The sequence below is a fragment of the Paracoccus aminophilus JCM 7686 genome (assembly GCF_000444995.1).
Classification (GTDB): Bacteria; Pseudomonadota; Alphaproteobacteria; order Rhodobacterales; family Rhodobacteraceae; genus Paracoccus; species Paracoccus aminophilus.
In genome coordinates, this window is the sequence record NC_022041.1 from 2,810,334 (window position 1) to 2,826,506 (window position 16,173).

The 16,173-nt window shown below is 64.8% G+C and carries 13 protein-coding genes; 12 read left to right on the plus strand and 1 reads right to left on the minus strand.

Annotated features, from left to right (window positions below; genetic code table 11):
* The 3 genes from JCM7686_RS13735 to JCM7686_RS13745 all read left to right on the plus strand — a co-directional run bounded on the left by JCM7686_RS13735 (position 1) and on the right by JCM7686_RS13745 (position 4,557).
* Positions 1–2,076 carry an acetate--CoA ligase family protein gene (locus JCM7686_RS13735; RefSeq protein ID WP_020951414.1) on the plus strand — a complete coding sequence of 692 codons (2,076 nt, stop codon included), beginning with the start codon at positions 1–3 and terminating at the stop codon, positions 2,074–2,076.
* Positions 2,069–2,869, plus strand: coding sequence for an enoyl-CoA hydratase-related protein (locus tag JCM7686_RS13740; RefSeq protein ID WP_020951415.1), 801 nt, complete (start codon positions 2,069–2,071; stop codon positions 2,867–2,869). Before JCM7686_RS13735 ends, JCM7686_RS13740 begins: the two co-directional genes overlap by 8 nt.
* An 86-nt stretch (positions 2,870–2,955) precedes the next feature.
* Positions 2,956–4,557 carry a 5-guanidino-2-oxopentanoate decarboxylase gene (locus JCM7686_RS13745; protein WP_020951416.1) on the plus strand — a complete coding sequence of 534 codons (1,602 nt, stop codon included), beginning with the start codon at positions 2,956–2,958 and terminating at the stop codon, positions 4,555–4,557.
* A 38-nt stretch (positions 4,558–4,595) separates the two neighbouring features.
* Here JCM7686_RS13745 and JCM7686_RS13750 read toward each other — a convergent pair whose 3' ends face one another.
* Entirely contained in the window at positions 4,596–6,191 is a 1,596-nt protein-coding gene (locus JCM7686_RS13750) for an acetolactate synthase large subunit (RefSeq protein WP_020951417.1), read from the minus strand.
* 226 nt (positions 6,192–6,417) lie between these two features.
* Here JCM7686_RS13750 and JCM7686_RS13755 point away from each other — a divergent pair, with 226 nt between their 5' ends.
* From JCM7686_RS13755 to JCM7686_RS13795, 9 genes are all read left to right on the plus strand, one after another.
* Positions 6,418–7,449, plus strand: coding sequence for an ABC transporter substrate-binding protein (locus JCM7686_RS13755; protein WP_020951418.1), 1,032 nt, complete (start codon positions 6,418–6,420; stop codon positions 7,447–7,449).
* A 99-nt stretch (positions 7,450–7,548) separates the two neighbouring features.
* Positions 7,549–8,652, plus strand: a complete 1,104-nt coding sequence (locus JCM7686_RS13760; protein WP_020951419.1) for an ABC transporter ATP-binding protein — start codon at positions 7,549–7,551, stop codon at positions 8,650–8,652.
* Positions 8,649–9,545, plus strand: a complete 897-nt coding sequence (locus JCM7686_RS13765; protein WP_020951420.1) for an ABC transporter permease — start codon at positions 8,649–8,651, stop codon at positions 9,543–9,545. Before JCM7686_RS13760 ends, JCM7686_RS13765 begins: the two co-directional genes overlap by 4 nt.
* Before the next feature lie 3 nt (positions 9,546–9,548).
* Complete coding sequence (locus JCM7686_RS13770) at positions 9,549–10,349, plus strand: ABC transporter permease (protein ID WP_020951421.1); 801 nt, start codon at positions 9,549–9,551, stop codon at positions 10,347–10,349.
* Positions 10,346–11,167, plus strand: coding sequence for an enoyl-CoA hydratase-related protein (locus JCM7686_RS13775; protein WP_020951422.1), 822 nt, complete (start codon positions 10,346–10,348; stop codon positions 11,165–11,167). Before JCM7686_RS13770 ends, JCM7686_RS13775 begins: the two co-directional genes overlap by 4 nt.
* Positions 11,168–11,243: 76 nt before the next feature.
* Entirely contained in the window at positions 11,244–12,032 is a 789-nt protein-coding gene (locus tag JCM7686_RS13780) for an enoyl-CoA hydratase/isomerase family protein (RefSeq protein ID WP_020951423.1), read from the plus strand.
* 12 nt (positions 12,033–12,044) lie between these two features.
* On the plus strand, positions 12,045–13,202 hold the full coding sequence (locus tag JCM7686_RS13785) for an acyl-CoA dehydrogenase family protein (protein ID WP_020951424.1): 1,158 nt from the start codon (positions 12,045–12,047) through the stop codon (positions 13,200–13,202).
* Between the two features lie 27 nt (positions 13,203–13,229).
* Positions 13,230–13,889 carry a TetR family transcriptional regulator C-terminal domain-containing protein gene (locus tag JCM7686_RS23540; RefSeq protein WP_020951425.1) on the plus strand — a complete coding sequence of 220 codons (660 nt, stop codon included), beginning with the start codon at positions 13,230–13,232 and terminating at the stop codon, positions 13,887–13,889.
* Between the two features lie 108 nt (positions 13,890–13,997).
* On the plus strand, positions 13,998–16,130 hold the full coding sequence (locus JCM7686_RS13795; protein ID WP_020951426.1) for an acetate--CoA ligase family protein: 2,133 nt from the start codon (positions 13,998–14,000) through the stop codon (positions 16,128–16,130).
* Positions 16,131–16,173: the final 43 nt, after the last annotated feature.

Consider the following 16,173-nt stretch of genomic DNA (forward strand, 5'->3'; position numbering starts at 1 on the left):
ATGAAGGACGAGATCATCCAAAAACCGGGCCGCGACCTCTCGCGCCTGTTGCGTCCGAAATCCATCGCCGTGATCGGCGGCGGCTGGTCGGTCGCGGTCATCAAGCAATGCAAGCGAATGGGCTTCGAGGGCGAGCTCTGGCCCGTCCACCCGACGCGCGACGAAATCGCGGGCTATCCCTGCTATAAATCTGTGGCCGATCTGCCTTCGGCCCCGGATGCGACCTTCATCGGCGTGAACCGCGACGCAACGCTCGAGGTCGTGCGCGATCTCTCTGCGCGCGGCGCGGGCGGGGCGGTCTGCTTTGCCTCGGGCTTTGCCGAGGTCGCCGACGGGGCCGAGCGCACCCGCGATCTTCTGGCCAATGCCGGTGAGATGGCGGTGCTGGGTCCGAATTGCTACGGCTTCATCAACTATCTCGACGGGGCGCTTTTGTGGCCCGATCAGCATGGCGGCAAGCGGGTCGAGACCGGCGTGGCGATCATCGCGCAAAGCTCGAATATCGCGATCAACCTGACCATGCAAAAGCGCGGCCTGCCTTTGGCCTATGTGCTGACGGCGGGCAATCAGGCGCAAACCGGGCTGTCAGGTCTGGCTGATGCGGCGCTCGACGACCCGCGCGTCACAGCGCTTGGTCTGCATATCGAGGGCTTTGACGATCTGGCGAAACTTGAGGCGGTCTTTGCCAAGGCCCGCGCCAAGAAGATCCCCGTCGTTGCGATCAAGGTCGGCACCTCGGCTGCGGCGCAGGCGATGACCATGTCGCATACCGCTTCGCTCTCGGGCGCGGATGCCTTGGCCGATGCCTTCTTTGCCCGCGTGGGCGTAGCGCGCGCCCGCTCGCTCGACGAATTTGTCGAGACGCTGAAGCTTCTTCACGTCCTTGGCCCCTCGCCGGATGCGACGCTCGGCTCGATGAGCTGTTCGGGCGGCGAGGCCTCGCTGGTTGGCGATCTCGCCGATGCCAATGGCCTGGATCTGCGCCCCCTGACCGAGGCCGATGCCGTGCGCGTCAAGGCGACGCTGTCGGATATGGTGACGATCTCGAACCCGCTCGATTACCACACCTTCATCTGGGGTGATGGCGCGCGGATGCAGGCGACTTATGCGGCTTTCCTTGAAAGCGGCTATGGGCTTTCGATGCTAGTGATCGACATCCCGCGCGACGACCGTTGCGAGGACAATGGCAGCTATGCCGCGATTGAGGCGGCGCTGGCGGCAGGTAAGGCGAGCGGACAACGCTTTGCTTTGGTGTCGAGCCTGCCCGAAAACCTGCCCGAGGCGCTGACCGATCAGGTCATGGCCGCAGGCATCGCGCCGCTGATGGGTCTGGAAAGCGCGATCCGCGCCGCGCGTCACGCCGCCGACATTGGCGCCGCTTGGGCGCGCCCCCTGCCCGCGCCGCTGGCCTTGGCCGGTGAAGGCGAGGCTTTGGCCGCGCTCGATGAGGCACGCTCGAAAGAGGCTCTGCGCGCCATCGGCATCCCGACGCCCAAGAGCAAGGTGGTCGACACCGCCGCAGAGACCGCCGCTGCCGCCGCCGAAATCGGCTTCCCGGTCGTCTTGAAAGGCGTGGGCGATCACCTGCTCCACAAGACCGAAATGGGCGCGGTCGCGGTCAATCTGAAAACCGCCGCCGAAGTCGAAGCCGCCGCCGCGCGCATGGCTGATCTGAACTGCCGCTTCCTTGTCGAGGAAATGGCGCAGGGCGTTGTCGCCGAGCTGATCGTCGGCCTGTCCCGCGATCCGCAATTCGGGCTCTTCCTGACCATCGGCGCGGGCGGGATTCTGGTCGAGATTCTGAAGGATTCGCGCTCGCTTCTGCTGCCCGCAAGCCGCGATCAGATCCGCGAGGCGCTGCTCTCGCTGCGCATCGCGCCGATCCTGCACGGCTATCGCGGCAAGCCCGGCGGTGATCTCGAAGCCACGATCGACGCGATTGCCCGGCTTGCAGACCATGCCGCCGCGCATGGCGACGAGATCGAGGAACTCGACATCAACCCCTTGATGATCCTGCAAAATAGCGTTGTCGCCGTTGATGCGCTGCTGCGTCCCAGAAAGGTTTCCCATGTCTGACACCACCTCTGATATCGTGAAAACCCGCCGTGACGGGGCCGTGCTCGAAATCACCTTCGACCGGCCCAAGGCGAATGCCATCGGCCAGCCTTCCAGCCAAGAACTGGGCAAAGTTTTCGCCGCTTTCCGCGACGATCCCGAATTGCGCGTGGCGATCTTCACCGGCGGCGGAGACAAGTTCTTCTCGGCCGGTTGGGATCTCAATGAGGCCGCCGATGCGGGCGGCTCGGGCTATGTCGCCGATTATGGCGTCGGCGGGGTCTATGGCTTTTCCGAGCTCGAAGGCCTGAACAAGCCGATCATCTGCGCGGTCAATGGCTATGCCATCGGCGCCGGGTTCGAGATCCTGCTCTCGGCCGATTTCGTCATCGCCGCAGAGAACGCGCAATGCTGGTTGCCGGAAACCACGCTTGGGGTTCTGCCCGATGTGGGCTCGTTCCTTTTGCCGAAAATGCTACCCAAGGTCATCGCCAATGAGGTGCTTTACGGCGGCCTGACCTTGGAGCCCGCCGATCTCTTGCGCTGGGGCATCGCCAATCAGGTCGTCCCGAAAGGTCAGGCGCTCGAGGCGGCGCGGGCGCTTGCACAGCGCATCCTACGCTCGGCCCCGCTTTCGGTCGAGGCCGCCAAGGAGACCGTGCGTCTGGCCGAAAAGATGAACCTGCGCGAAAGCTATGCCGCGATGCGCGCGGGCGAGTTTCCGGCCTTCCAGCGGCTCATCGACAGCGAAGACGCGCTCGAAGGTCCGCGCGCCGCCGTCGAAAAGCGCGATCCGGTCTGGAAGGGGCGCTAAGCCCCTTCTCCTTCCGATTTTGACCGCATTCCCGGACGGATCTCACCCGACTGATTCCGCCGAGGCCGATGCGAAAGGATTCTGACGTGAAAACTGTCGCCAAATATCTTCTGGAAAGCCTTGCCGCCTATGGCACGGATACCGTCTTCGGCATCCCGGGCGTGCATACGGTCGAGCTTTATCGCAGCCTGCCCAACAGCGGCATCCGCCACGTCACCCCCCGCCACGAACAGGGCGCGGGCTTCATGGCGGATGGCTATGCCCGCGCCTCGGGTCGGGTCGGGGTCTGCTTCACCATCACCGGGCCGGGGCTGACGAATATCGCGACGGCGATGGCACAGGCCTATGCCGATTCGATCCCGATGCTGGTGATCTCCTCGGTCAATTCGCGCGGGCGGATGAATTCGGGCGAGGGTTGGCTGCACGAGCTGCCGAACCAGCAGGCCTTTGCCCGCGAGGTCGCGGCCTTCAGCCAGACCGTGCTGACGCCCGAGGATCTGCCGCGCGCGCTGTCGCGGGCCTTCGCGCTCTTCCGCTCGGCGCGTCCGCGTCCGGTCCATATCGAGATCCCGATGGATGTCATGGGCCTCGATGCGAGCCATTTGCCGCGCCTCAACCCCGAGGCGCTGCCGCTCGCGCCGATGGCCGCGCCCGCCTCGCTCAAACGCGCGACCGAGCTGCTCGATGCAGCCAAAACGCCGCTGATCCTTGCCGGTGGCGGTGCGATTGACGCGGCAGATGAGCTGCGCGCGCTGGCCGAAAAGCTCTCGGCGCCGGTGGTGATGACGGTGAACGGGCGCGGGCTTTTGCCGCTCGGCCATCCGCTTGCAATCAATGCGAGCGCCTCGACAGCGGCAGTGCGCGAGGTCATGGCGCGCGCCGATTGCATTCTTGCGGTCGGCACCGAATGCGGCCCGACCGATTACGACATGTATGTCACGGGCTATCCGAAACTCGCCGCCAAGTTGATCCGGCTGGATATCGACCCCGAGCAGACCATGCGCGGCTTTGCCCCCGATCTGGTGCTGGTCGGCGGCGCGAAAGCCTCGCTGGCCGGGCTGGTTGATCTGGTGGCCACCGCCCCGGCACGCGATCACAGCGATCTGGCGACGGTCAGCGCCAAGGCGCGGGCCGAGCTCTCGGAGGTTTTGCAGGTCGGCGCGAAACTTGTGGACTTCATCCGCGACACGCTGCCCGAGGTGCCGATTGTCGGCGATTCGACCCAGCCGGTCTATGGTGCTCAGCTTGACTATGCCGCGCCCGCGCCGCGCCATTTCTTCTGCTCGGCCTCGGGCTTTGGCACGCTCGGCTATGGCCTGCCCGCAGCTTCGGGCGCGGCGCTGGCGGTCAAGGGGCCGGTGATCTCGCTGATCGGCGATGGCGGGATCCAGTTCACCATCGGCGAGCTTGCCGCCGCGCGCGAGCTCGACCTGCCGGTGATCGTCCTTCTGTGGAACAATTCGGGCTATCGCGAGATCAAGACCGCGATGATCGACATGGATGTCCAGCCCGAGGGCGTCGATATCTGGACCCCGGATTTCCAACTGCTCGCCCAAGGCTTTGGCTGCGTGGTGGAAAAGCCCGAAGCCCTTGCGGCTTTGCCCGATCTGCTGCACGCCGCCGCGCGCCGCGCCGGCCCGACGGTGATCGAGCTCGACGAGGCCATGCTGCTGCGCGATCTCGGGTAAGCTTTGGGTAGGGTGCGCTTCAGCGCACCCACCGCAGCTCAGGCAAACCGCACATCAATCAGCATTGGCCCGTCATGGGCCAAGGCTTCCGCCAGCGCGGCATGAAGCGCCTCGAGCGTTTCGACCGCGACGCCCCGCACCCCGAAGGATTGCGCAAGCCCCGCCCAATCGATGGCCGGGCGATCCAGCGACAGCATATCGAAGGCGGTCTGACCGGGATTGGCCCCAACCTTGGCATATTCGCCCAAGAGGATCGCATATTTGCGGTTGTTGAGCAGCAGCGTCGTGCAGGGCAGGTTCTCGCGCGCCTGCGTCCACAGCGCCTGCAGCGTATAGGCGGCCGAGCCATCGGCCTGAATGTCGATGACGCGGCGATGGCCCTCGCCTTGCTCGCGCGCGCCAATTGCCGCGCCGGTCGCCATCGGCAGGCCCTCGCCAATCGCGCCGCCGACCAAAGGCAGCCAATTGCAGGGCGCCGCCGCAGGCAGACGCGCCGGAAAACCACCGCCGAGGGTCAGCGCCTCGTCGATGACAATCGACTGATCGGGCAGCAGATCGCAAACGACTTCGGCAAAACCCTCGGGCTCGATCGGGCCGGTCATCGCGATCTTTTCGCGCGGGGCGGCGGCGGGCGGGGTCGCGGGCGCAATGCCAAGCGAAGCCATCAGCCCCTTGAGCCCGGCGAGCGCGTCCTGATCGCCGCGTGACAGCGTGATTACCTCGGCATCCGCGCGCATCACCAGACTCGGGCGGCCCGGATAGAGGAAAAACGCGGTCGGCGGCGGACAGTTCACCAAAATGACCGTGTCAAAGGGCGCAAGCGCGGCCATCGCCACCTCGACCACATAGGGCACGCGCGGGATCGCCATGCGCCCACGTCCCATCGGTTGATTGGCGACCAGCGGGCTTGCCATCAGCTCGATCCCGGCGGCCTTGAGCCCGGCGAGCAAGGGCTGGGCCGCGTCGCTCAGCGCGGGGGTGCCAAGGATCATGATGGTGCGACCGCCTTGCCGGATGCGGCCCGCGGCATGGTCGATCTGGCTCGGCACGACCGGCAAGGCGGCAATCGCGGGCAGCGGCGCGCCGATCTGGCCGCCCTCGCCCCAGGACACATCGGCGGGCAAGACCAGCGTCGCGATCTGGCCGTAACCTGCGCCTGCCGCCTGCACGGCACGCGCGGCATCCGGGCCGATCCGCTCGGGCGCGGTCGAATAGGCATACCATTGCGAACAGGCTCCGGCGAGCGCCGCGACATCGGCGGTCAGCGGGCTGTCGAAGGGCACATGCGCGATCGCATGATCGCCGACGACATTGACCACGCCAGCCCCGGCGCGGCGCGCGTTGTGGAGGTTTGCGATCCCATTGGCGAGCCCCGGCCCGCAATGCAACAGGGTCGCGGCCGGTTTGCCGGTGATGCGGAAATAGCCATCCGCCATTCCGGTGACGACGTTTTCCTGCAAGCCGAGCACGCAGGCGATGCCCGGAATCCGATCCAGCGCGGCGACGAAATGCATCTCGCTGGTGCCGGGATTGGCAAAACAGGTCGTGACCTCCGAAGCCAGAAGCGTGTGAACCAGAGCCTCTGCTCCGGTCATCGCCGGATCATGATTGGGCTCTGGGCTTTGATCTTGCATGATTTCCTCCTGTCCGGGGTCGCGGGCGATGCCCAGCCTAGGCCGAGGGCCCGCGCCGTGCCAACCCTCGCATCGCCTGAAAAATTGCTAGCCATAAATTTGTTGAACGTCCATCCAGATTTTCTGTTGACAGCTCGGCCCATTTCGTTGGACGACTATCCAATATTCTTTATCTGGGCATATGCCGTATCCGGGCTTGGGAGGGCCTCGCGGCAAGGGAGGAATGATGAAGAGAGTGCTGACCCGCTGCATTGCGGGGCTTTTGCTGACGACCTGTCCGGCCTTCGCCGAGGATGTCGTGACCTATGCATCCTACGGCGGCGCCTATCAGGAGGCGGTGCGCAAGGCCATTCTCGATCCGATCGAGAAGGACACCGGCATGAAGATCAAGGATAGCGCGATCTCGGCCGGGATCACCGAGGTCCGCACCCGCGTGAAAGGCGGCGCCAATGATCTCGACGTGGTCGAGCTTTACGGCGGCCAGTGCCAGCAGGCGGCCGATGAGGGTCTGCTCGTGGCGCTTGATTACGGGAAGCTGACCAATGCGGCGGGCGTGCCGAAAGAGCTGCAGGGCAAGGAATGGGTCGGCTTCACCGCTTATTCGACCGTCATCGCCTGGAACAAGGATGTTTATGGCGATCACCCTCCGAAGGACTGGAAGGACTTTTTCGACACCGAGAACTTCCCCGGCACCCGGGCGATGTCGGCCTATAGCGGGCAGACCAATCTTGAAGCGGCACTCATGGCCGATGGCGTCGCCCCCGATCAGCTTTATCCGCTCGATGTCGAGCGCGCCTTCAAGAAGCTCGACGCCTTCAAGCCCCATGTCGATGTTTGGTGGAGCTCGGGCTCGCAGGCGACCCAGCTTGCGACCAGCGGCGAATCCGACATGCTGACGATCTGGGCCGCGCGGATTGAGGCTGCGATCAAGGAAGGCGCGCCCTACGATTATACACTCAATCAGGGCATCATGGATGTCGAATGTCTGGTGATCCCCAAGGGCTCGCCCAATCCCGAAGGCGCGATGAAGCTGGTGAACCTGATGCTCTCGCCCGATTATCAGGCCAATCTGCCCAAATATATCCCCTATGGGCCGATGAATGCCGATGCCTTCAAGTCCGGAAAGATCACCCCGGAAGAGGCCGCGCGCATCATCACCTCGGATGAGAACCGCCCGAAACAGGTGATGATCAACTCGGCCTATTGGGCCGAACATGGCCAGAAGCTTCAGGAACGCTGGAACGCTTTCCTGCAATGACCGGGGCATGACCGAAGTTGGGGCGGCATCTGCCGCCCCGCCTGCCCGGTTCCCCATCCGTCCCGCTTCGATCCCCGTCCCTTCATCGAGAGGCTTTCGATGACCGTGCCTTCTGCGACCGCTCTGCCCGTCACGATCACGGCGCTCTCCAAGCATTACGGCGCCGTCCGCGCCGTCGATGACGTGAGCTTCGATGTCGCCCCGGGTGAGTTCCTGACCCTGCTTGGCCCCTCGGGCTCGGGCAAGACCACGCTTCTGATGATGATCGCGGGGTTTAGTCGTCCAAGCGCGGGCTCGATCCGCATTGCCGGGCAGGAAATCGTCCATCTGCCGCCGCATAAACGCAACATCGGCATGGTTTTTCAGAATTACGCGCTCTTTCCCCATATGAGTGTCGGCGAGAATATCGCCTATCCGCTGAAGCTGCGCGGCGTCGGCCGGGCCGAGCGTGAGGACTGCGCGCGGCGTGCGCTCGATCTCGTGCAGCTCGCCGGGCTTGAAAGCCGCCGCATCAGCCAGCTCTCGGGCGGCCAGCGCCAGCGCATCGCCTTGGCCCGCGCCATTGTCTTCGAGCCGCGCATCCTTCTGATGGATGAGCCACTGTCCGCGCTCGACAAGCAATTGCGCGAATCGATGCAGATCGAGATCCGTCGCATTCACGACCGGCTCGGGATGACCACGATCTCGGTGACCCATGACCAGCGCGAGGCGCTGACCATGTCCGACCGGATCGCGGTTTTCGCCAAGGGCAAGCTCGCGCAGATCGCGGCGCCCTCGGATCTTTACGAAAAGCCGCAATCGCGCTTTGTCGCGGAATTCATTGGCGAATCCTCCTTCCTGCCGGTCAAGCGCACCGCCGAGGGCTGGAGCCATGCCGGCCAGCCCCTGCACCTGCCTGCGGATACTTCGGCAGAGGGCGACGCGGCACTGTTGATGCTGCGCCCCGAACAATTGCGCCTGCGCCCTGTGGACAGCGCCACCCCCGAGCCCGATCTCAACCGCTTTCGCGGCCGCATCGAGGAGGTCGTCTATCAGGGCGAGAGCCTGCTGCTCGACGTGGCGCTCGACGGCGGGCGGGTGCTCTTGCGCCTACCGAACCGCGCGGGAGAGGCACGCTCTTGCCCGCCGCGCGGCGCAAGCGTCGATCTGTTGCTGCATCGCGATGACACGCGCCTTGTCGCGCAGGCCGGGGCAGAGGCATGAGCGCGCGCGCCCTCGCCCCCGGTCTGCTTGGCGACAACAGCGCGGATCTCGCGCAGGAGCGGCGGCGCGAAAACCGCATGATGCTGGCGCTGACGCTGCCTGCGCTGATCGTGGCGGGCGTCTTGATGCTGGTGCCGGTCGGTTGGCTCTTCTCGCTTTCCTTCGTCGGCGCTGACGGAGGGCTTTCCGTCGAGAATTACAGCCGGATCTGGACCGATGGCGCCTATGTCGCGATTTTCGTGACCACGTTCAAAATCGCGCTTCTGGTCACCGCGCTTTGCGTGGGATTGGGCTATCCGGTCGCCTATGTCATGGCGATCCTGCCCGAGCGCTGGTCGCGCCTCGTCATGCTTCTGGTGCTGGTGCCGTTCTGGACCTCGCTTCTGGTGCGCACCTATGCCTGGCTGGTTTTGCTGCAACGGCGCGGCGTGGTGAACACGCTGCTGCAAGACCTTGGCCTGATCTCGAAGCCCTTGATGCTGGTCAACAATATGACCGGGACAGTGATCGGCATGGTTCATGTCATGCTGCCCTTCCTGATCCTGCCGCTCTTCGCCTCGCTGCGCAGCATTGACTGCAATCTCACGCGGGCGGCGGCCAATCTGGGCGCGGGGCCGACGCGCGCCTTCTTCACCGTCTTCCTGCCGCTGACCATGCCGGGGCTGGTCGCGGGGACGATGATGGTCTTCGTGATGTGCCTTGGCTTCTACATCACCCCCGCGCTTCTGGGCGGCGGCAAGGTCAATATGATCGCCCAGCGCATCGAGCAATCGGTCTCGCTGTTCCCGACATGGGGGCCTGCCGCGGCGCTGGCCGTGGTGCTGCTTGTGTTGACCGCGGGATTTCTGGGCGCGAGCTGGCTGATCGTGCGCCGCCTGAAAGTCGAGGTCTGAGCCATGGAAAGCCATATCCCCCATCGCAACCGGTTGTGGCTTTACGCCCTGACCGCGCTGGTCCTGATCTTTCTGGTCCTGCCGACGCTGGTGGTCATTCCGATGTCCTTCACCTCGGCCAATTCGCTGGCCTTCCCGCCGCCCGGCTGGTCGCTCCGCTGGTATGAGAACTTCTTCGGTCAGGAGAAATGGCTGAGCGCGACCTGGGTCTCGCTGCGCATGGCCTTTGCGACCATGGTGATCTCGACCGCGATCGGCACGGCGGCGGCCTATGCTTTACATGTCGGGCGGTTCGCGGGGCAGAACCCGATCCGGGGCGTGCTGATCGCGCCCTTGATGATCCCGGCGATCCTGCTCGCAATCGGGCTCTTTTTCGTCTTCGCGCGGCTGGGGCTTTTGAACACGCTGACCGGGCTCGTGCTGGCGAATACTTTAGTCACCCTGCCCTTCGTCATCATCACCATGAGCGCCGGGCTGAAGAGCTATGACATGGCGCAGGAAATGGTCGCGCGTAGCCTTGGGGCAAACCGCTTGACCGCCTTTCTCACGGTGACGCTGCCGCAGCTCAAGCTCTCGCTCGCGGCCTCGGCGCTGCTCTCGTTCATCATCGCTTTCGACGAGGTCGTGCTCTCGGTCTTCATCTCGGGCGGAGACACCGCGACCCTGACCAAGGTCATGTTCACCACATTGCGCGATGATGTCGATCCGACGATTGCCGCCGTCTCGACCCTGCTCATCCTGATCGCGACCCTGCCGCCGGTGCTGGTCCAGATCCTCAGCCACAGCAAGGAGCCTAAAGCATGATCGACGCCCTGAATGCCGAATGCGCCGGCTATGTCGAACTGCACGCCCATGGCGCGGTTCTTGAAATCCGCATGGTCAAGGGTCCGGTCAATGCGATTTGCCGCCCGCTGAGCCGTGCGGTCGGTCGCGCCGCGAGTTTCCTGCAAGACAGCCCCGATTTCCGTGTCGGCCTCTTGACCAGCGGCTGCGCCCGCGCCTTTTCGGCGGGGCTCGATTTCACCGAACATGCGCGGGTGCAGGCGGGCGAGGAGCTTGGCGATTTCGGCCCGGGCGGCTTTGGCGGGATCTCGACGCTGTTCTCGCTGAAAAAGCCGCTGATTGCGGTGATCGAGGCCCCGGCGGTCGGGGGCGGGTTCGAGATCGTGCTCGCCTGCGATCTGATCCTCATGGCCGAGGAGAGCTGGCTTCAGCTGCCTGAAATGCAGCGCGGCATTATGGCTGATGGCGGCGGCATCCAGCGCCTGCCCCGCCGCCTGCCCTATAACCTTGCCGTGGCGAAACTGCTGACCGGCGATCCGATCACCCCGGACGAGGCCCTGCGCCACGGTCTTGCCTACGCCGTCACGCCGCGCGCGGAACTGGCAAAGGCGGCACAGGATCTGGCGCAACGGCTCGCGCGCGACGCGCCTCTGGCCCAGCAGGCGCTGAAAGAGGTGCTGCGCGCGATCGAGCACATGCCGATCGAGGAGAGCATGATGATCCACGGCCGCAGCGATCCCGGCTTTGAAACTTACGCCGCGATGTGGGCCTCGGAAGATGCCCGCGAAGGCCCGCGCGCCTTCCTGGAAAAACGCCCGCCCCGTTGGCGCGGCGCCTGAGCCCCGCCCACAGGGCCCGACCCCATTCCCTGATCTTTCATCCGGCCGCAGCGCGCGGCCCCAAAGGACGATTGCCATGACCAGCTTCATCGAAACCGAGCGCCACGGCCCCGTCGCCGTCATCGCGCTGAACCGGCCAGAGGCGCGCAATGCGCTTGGCATGGGCCTGACGCTTGAATTGCGCCGCGCCATCCGCGCCGCCTCCGAGGATGCCACCATCCGCGCCGTCATCCTGACCGGGCGCGGGCGCGCCTTTTCCGCCGGGGCGGATGTCCATGAATGGGCGGAAAAGCTTGAAGGGCGCGACCCCTATCCCGATCTCGACTGGGTTGAGGAAAGCCTGAAGCTTGTCCAGCAGATCCATGACATGCCGAAGCCCACCATCGCCATGATCGACGGGGCGGCGGTCGGCGCGGGGCTCGACATCGCGCTCGCCTGTGACTTTCGCTATGCCTCGCACCGGGCGAAATTCATCTGCTCTTACCTCAATGTCGGCTATGCGCCCGATTGCGGGGGCAGCTGGCTGATGCCGCGCATCATGGGGCTCGAGACCGCCAAGCGTTTTGCCTATGGCACCGAGGTCTGGGACGGCCAGCAGGCCTTCGAGAACCGGCTGGTCAGCCATGTCACCGCGCCCGAGACGCTCTGGGAGGAAACCCTCGCCTATGCAACTAGGCTCGCCAGCGGTCCGACCGTGGCGATCGGGCTGACCAAGGCGCTGATGCAGCAATCCTTCACCCGCTCGCTCGCCGATCAACTGATCGCCGAACAGGCCGCAGGCAAGATCTGCGGCAAGACCCAAGACCATGCCGAAGGGCTGGCCGCCGCCAACGCGCGCCGCGCCCCCGTCTTTACCGGCGCGTAACGGAGAACCATCATGGATTTCAGCCTGAGCTTCGAGCAGGATGCGATTGTCACCTCGCTCACCGATTTCATCACCCGCGAGCTTTACCCCCATGAAAAGCTCGTCGAAGAGCTGCGCCATGTCCCGGCCGAGATCGCGCAGGACATTCGCCAGAAGGCCCGCGCGGCTGGGTTCGGCGCGATGAACATGCCCGAGGAGCTGGGCGGCGCGGGGCTCGATTACGAGACGCTGATGCAGGTCGAGCGCGTCATGGGCAAGCCCTCGGCGCCGCTGGCGCTTCTGGTGCGCCGCCCGACCAAGATCCTCCTGAAATGCGAGGGCCAGCAGATCGAGGATTACCTGATGCCGGTCATCCGCGGCGAGAAAGAGGATTGCTTTGCCCTGACAGAGCCCGGCGCGGGTTCGGATGCGCGCGGCATCGTCACCAAGGCAGAGCGCGACGGCGGGCAGTGGATCATCAACGGGGTGAAACAGTTCATCTCGCACGCCGATATTTCGGATTTCATCATCCTGATCGCGGTGACCGGCTATGACGAGACGCCCAAGGGTCGTCAGAAGCGTTTCACCGCCTTCCTGATCGACGCCGATGCGCCCGGGGTGCGCATCGAGCCGATGAAGTCGATCTGCACGCGCGGCTATAATCCGAATATGATCTATCTCGACAATGTCCGGGTCGGCGATGACAAGATCCTTGGCCGCGAAGGCGAGGGCTTCAACTTCGCCAATGACTGGCTCTACGCGGGTCGGGTCGCCCTTTCGGCCCATTGCGTCGGGCGGGCAGAGCGGATCTATGACATGGCCTGCGACTGGGCCGCGAACCGGCGCGCCTTTGGCAAGAGCATCGGCGAGTTTCAGGGCACAGGCTTCAAGATCTCGGATATGGCGGTCGATATCAAATTGGGCGATCTCATGGTCAAGGAAGCCGCCTGGAAGATCGAGCAGGGCAAGATGGACCGGCGCGAAAGCTCGATGGTCAACCTTTACTGCTCGGAAATGGTCTTCCGCGTCGCCGACAATGCCGTCCAGATCTTCGGCGGCATGGGCATGATGGAGGATTTCCCAATCCAGCGCTTCTGGCGCGATGCAAGGATCGAGCGGATCTGGGAAGGCACCTCCGAGATCCACCGCGACATCATCGCCCGCGATACGTTGCGTTCCTATCGCAACTAGACCATTCTGCCATAAGGGATAGCAGTGATGAAACGTGCCGAAAAGCGATTGATGACAATGGAGAAACGCCGGGAGGATCTGATCCTCGCGGCCCTTGGCTCTATCCGCAAGCACGGTTTCATGAACTCGACCATCTCGACGATCAGCGCGGAATCCGGGCTGTCGCGGGGGCTGATCAGCCATTACTTCGAGAACAAGGACGAGCTTCTGTTTGAAGCCTTCCGCTATCTCATCCGCTCGCTCGAGGATTTCCACATCGCCGTGGTCTCGCAGGCCGGGGAAGACGCCTTCCGCAAGCTGCTCTATTCGGCTTTGGTGCCCTTCCTGCGCGATCAGCATTACCGCGAGGTCTGGCTGCACTTCTGGTCTTACGCCCAGATGCAGCCCGATCTGCTGGGCATCCACCGCGATCTTTGGGGGCGCTATCGCCGCTCGATCCGGCGGCGGCTCGAGCGTGCGGCGACAGAGCGCGAGGTGGCCTTCGATCTCGACACGACGACGCTGATTTATACCCAGCTGATCGACGGGTTGTGGATGGGGCTGGTGATGGAAGAGGCCTATGACCGCCACGATTGCTGTCGCATCCTGCGCGACTGGCTCTGTGCGCTCTTTGGCGAGAACCCGGCTGATTTCCCCTTCGACGAGATCGACCTAAGCGAGCTTTCGGATCTGATCGCGGTTCCCTGATCTCGCCGCGGGCCCCTGCCCGCCTGCGCTGTCCCTTATGGCCTGACTGCCTTTTCTCTTGCCGGTGCCCGCCGATGGGCCTCGGACCATTCAGTTCAGGGTATCCCCATGACCGCACCGAACCATCCCGCCCCCACCTCGGACATCTCGGCTTCCGGGCTCTCTGCCGCACGCCGCGCCAATCTTGGCCGCCTGCTGGCGCCCCGCCATATCCTCTTGATCGGCGGCGCGCAGGTCGAGGGCGCTTTGCGCAATCTCAAACGCCATGGCTATGCGGGCGAGATCTATGTCGTGAACCCAAAACGCGCCGAGATCGGCGGCCATCCCTGTTTGCGCAGCATTGCCGAAGTGCCGGTCGCGCCCGATGCGGTCTATCTGGGCATCAACGCCGATGCGACCATCGCCGCCCTGCACGAGCTGGCAGAAAAGGGCGCGGGCGGGGTCATCGCCTATGCTTCGGGCTTTTCGGAGCTCGGCGAGGCCGGGGCCGCGCGCAACCGCGCCCTGATCGCGGCCTCTGGCGAGATGGCAGTGGTCGGGCCGAACTGCTACGGGCTCGTGAACTACGTCAATGCAGGCTCGATGTGGCCCTCGGGCTATCAGCCGCTGACGAGCGGGCGCGGCGCGGCGGTGATTGCCCAAAGCGGCAATGTCGCGATCCATCTGAGCGCGAACCAGCGCGCCGTGCCATTTTCCTATCTGATTTCAGCGGGAAATCAGGCGGTTCTGGGCTTTGAGGACTATATCGACCATCTCGCCGATGATCCCCATGTGACCGCGATCGGGCTCTTTCTCGAAGGCATTCGCGACGTCCCGGCATTCGCGCAATCCTGCCTGCGTGCCAGTGCCAAGGGCAAGCCGGTGATCGTCTGCCGCTCGGGCCGGTCCGAGCTGGGCGCGGCGATGGCCGCCAGCCATACCTCCTCGCTCGCCGGGCAGAACGAATATTACGACGCACTGTTTTCGCGGCTGAACGTGATGAGTGCCGAGACCGTGCCGCAATTTCTCGAGCTTCTGAAACTCGCCTCAGCCGCGCCCGAGATCAAGGGCCTGCGCGCCGCGGCCTTTTCCAGCTCGGGCGGCGACAATGGTCTGGCCGCCGATTTCCTGTCCTTCGCAGGCTTCACCCTGCCGCCGCCGACGCCCGCGCAGACCGCCGCGATTGCCGCCTTGCTGCCCGATTATGCGCAGGTCTCGAACCCGCTCGATTTCACCGCTGGCTATTGGGGCAATGAGGCGCTGCTGACCCCGATCTTCACCGAGATGCTGACCGGCGAGGTCGATTTCGGTGTGATGATCATGGATCACCCCCATCCCAAGGTCGGCGAGGACAGCGGCGAGCCGATCCTCGCGATGATCCGCGCCCTTCATGCGGCGGGCAAGGCCAGCGGCAAGCCGGTCTTCATGGCCTCGGTCAATCCGGAATCGATCCCCGAGCCGGTGCGAGATTGGATGACCGAGATCGGCGTGACGCCGCTGCAGGGGCTCCATGATGCGGCCGAAGTGCTGGGGCGCTGGACGCGCTATCTGGCGCGGCGGGCCGAGCACCCCCTGCCCCCCGCGCGGCTGCCCTTGCTGGCCGCGCCCGCCCGCACGGTCAACGAAGGCGAGGCCAAGGCGCGGCTTGCCGCCCATGGCCTGCCGGTGCCCGCCGGTCGCATCCTGACGCTGGCCGAGCTTGCGGACTTGCCAGACGATCTGGGGGGACGCTTCGTCCTCAAGGTGCTCGACGACCGCCTGCCCCACAAGACCGAGGCCGGGGGCGTCGCGTTGAACCTCGCCACACGCGCCGATGTGGTCGCGGCGGCGGAAACCATGGTGCAGCGCGTTACCGCCCATGATCCCCGCATCACGCCCGAGCGCTTCCTCCTAGAACCGATGCAGCCCGCGCCTCTGGCCGAGCTGATCATCGGCGCCAAGCGCGATCCCCTGTTCGGCATGGTGCTGGTCATCGGCGCGGGCGGGATTCTGGTCGAACTGATGGCCGATGCCAAACCGCTCTTGCTGCCGGTGACCCGCGCCGAGGTCGAGGCCGCGCTGACCGGGCTCAAATCCTTCGCGCTTCTGGATGGGTTCCGCGGACGCCCCAAGGCCGCGCTCGCGCCGATTGTCGAGGCCGTCATGGCGGTCGCCGCCTATGCCGAGGCCCATGGCGACAGCCTGAGCGAGATCGATGTGAACCCGCTTATGGTCTATCCGGGTCATGTCGTGGCGGTCGATGCGCTGATCGTCGAAGGGTGATCTTGCGAAAAGGAAAGCCCCCGGAAAGGGGGCTTTCTGTCAT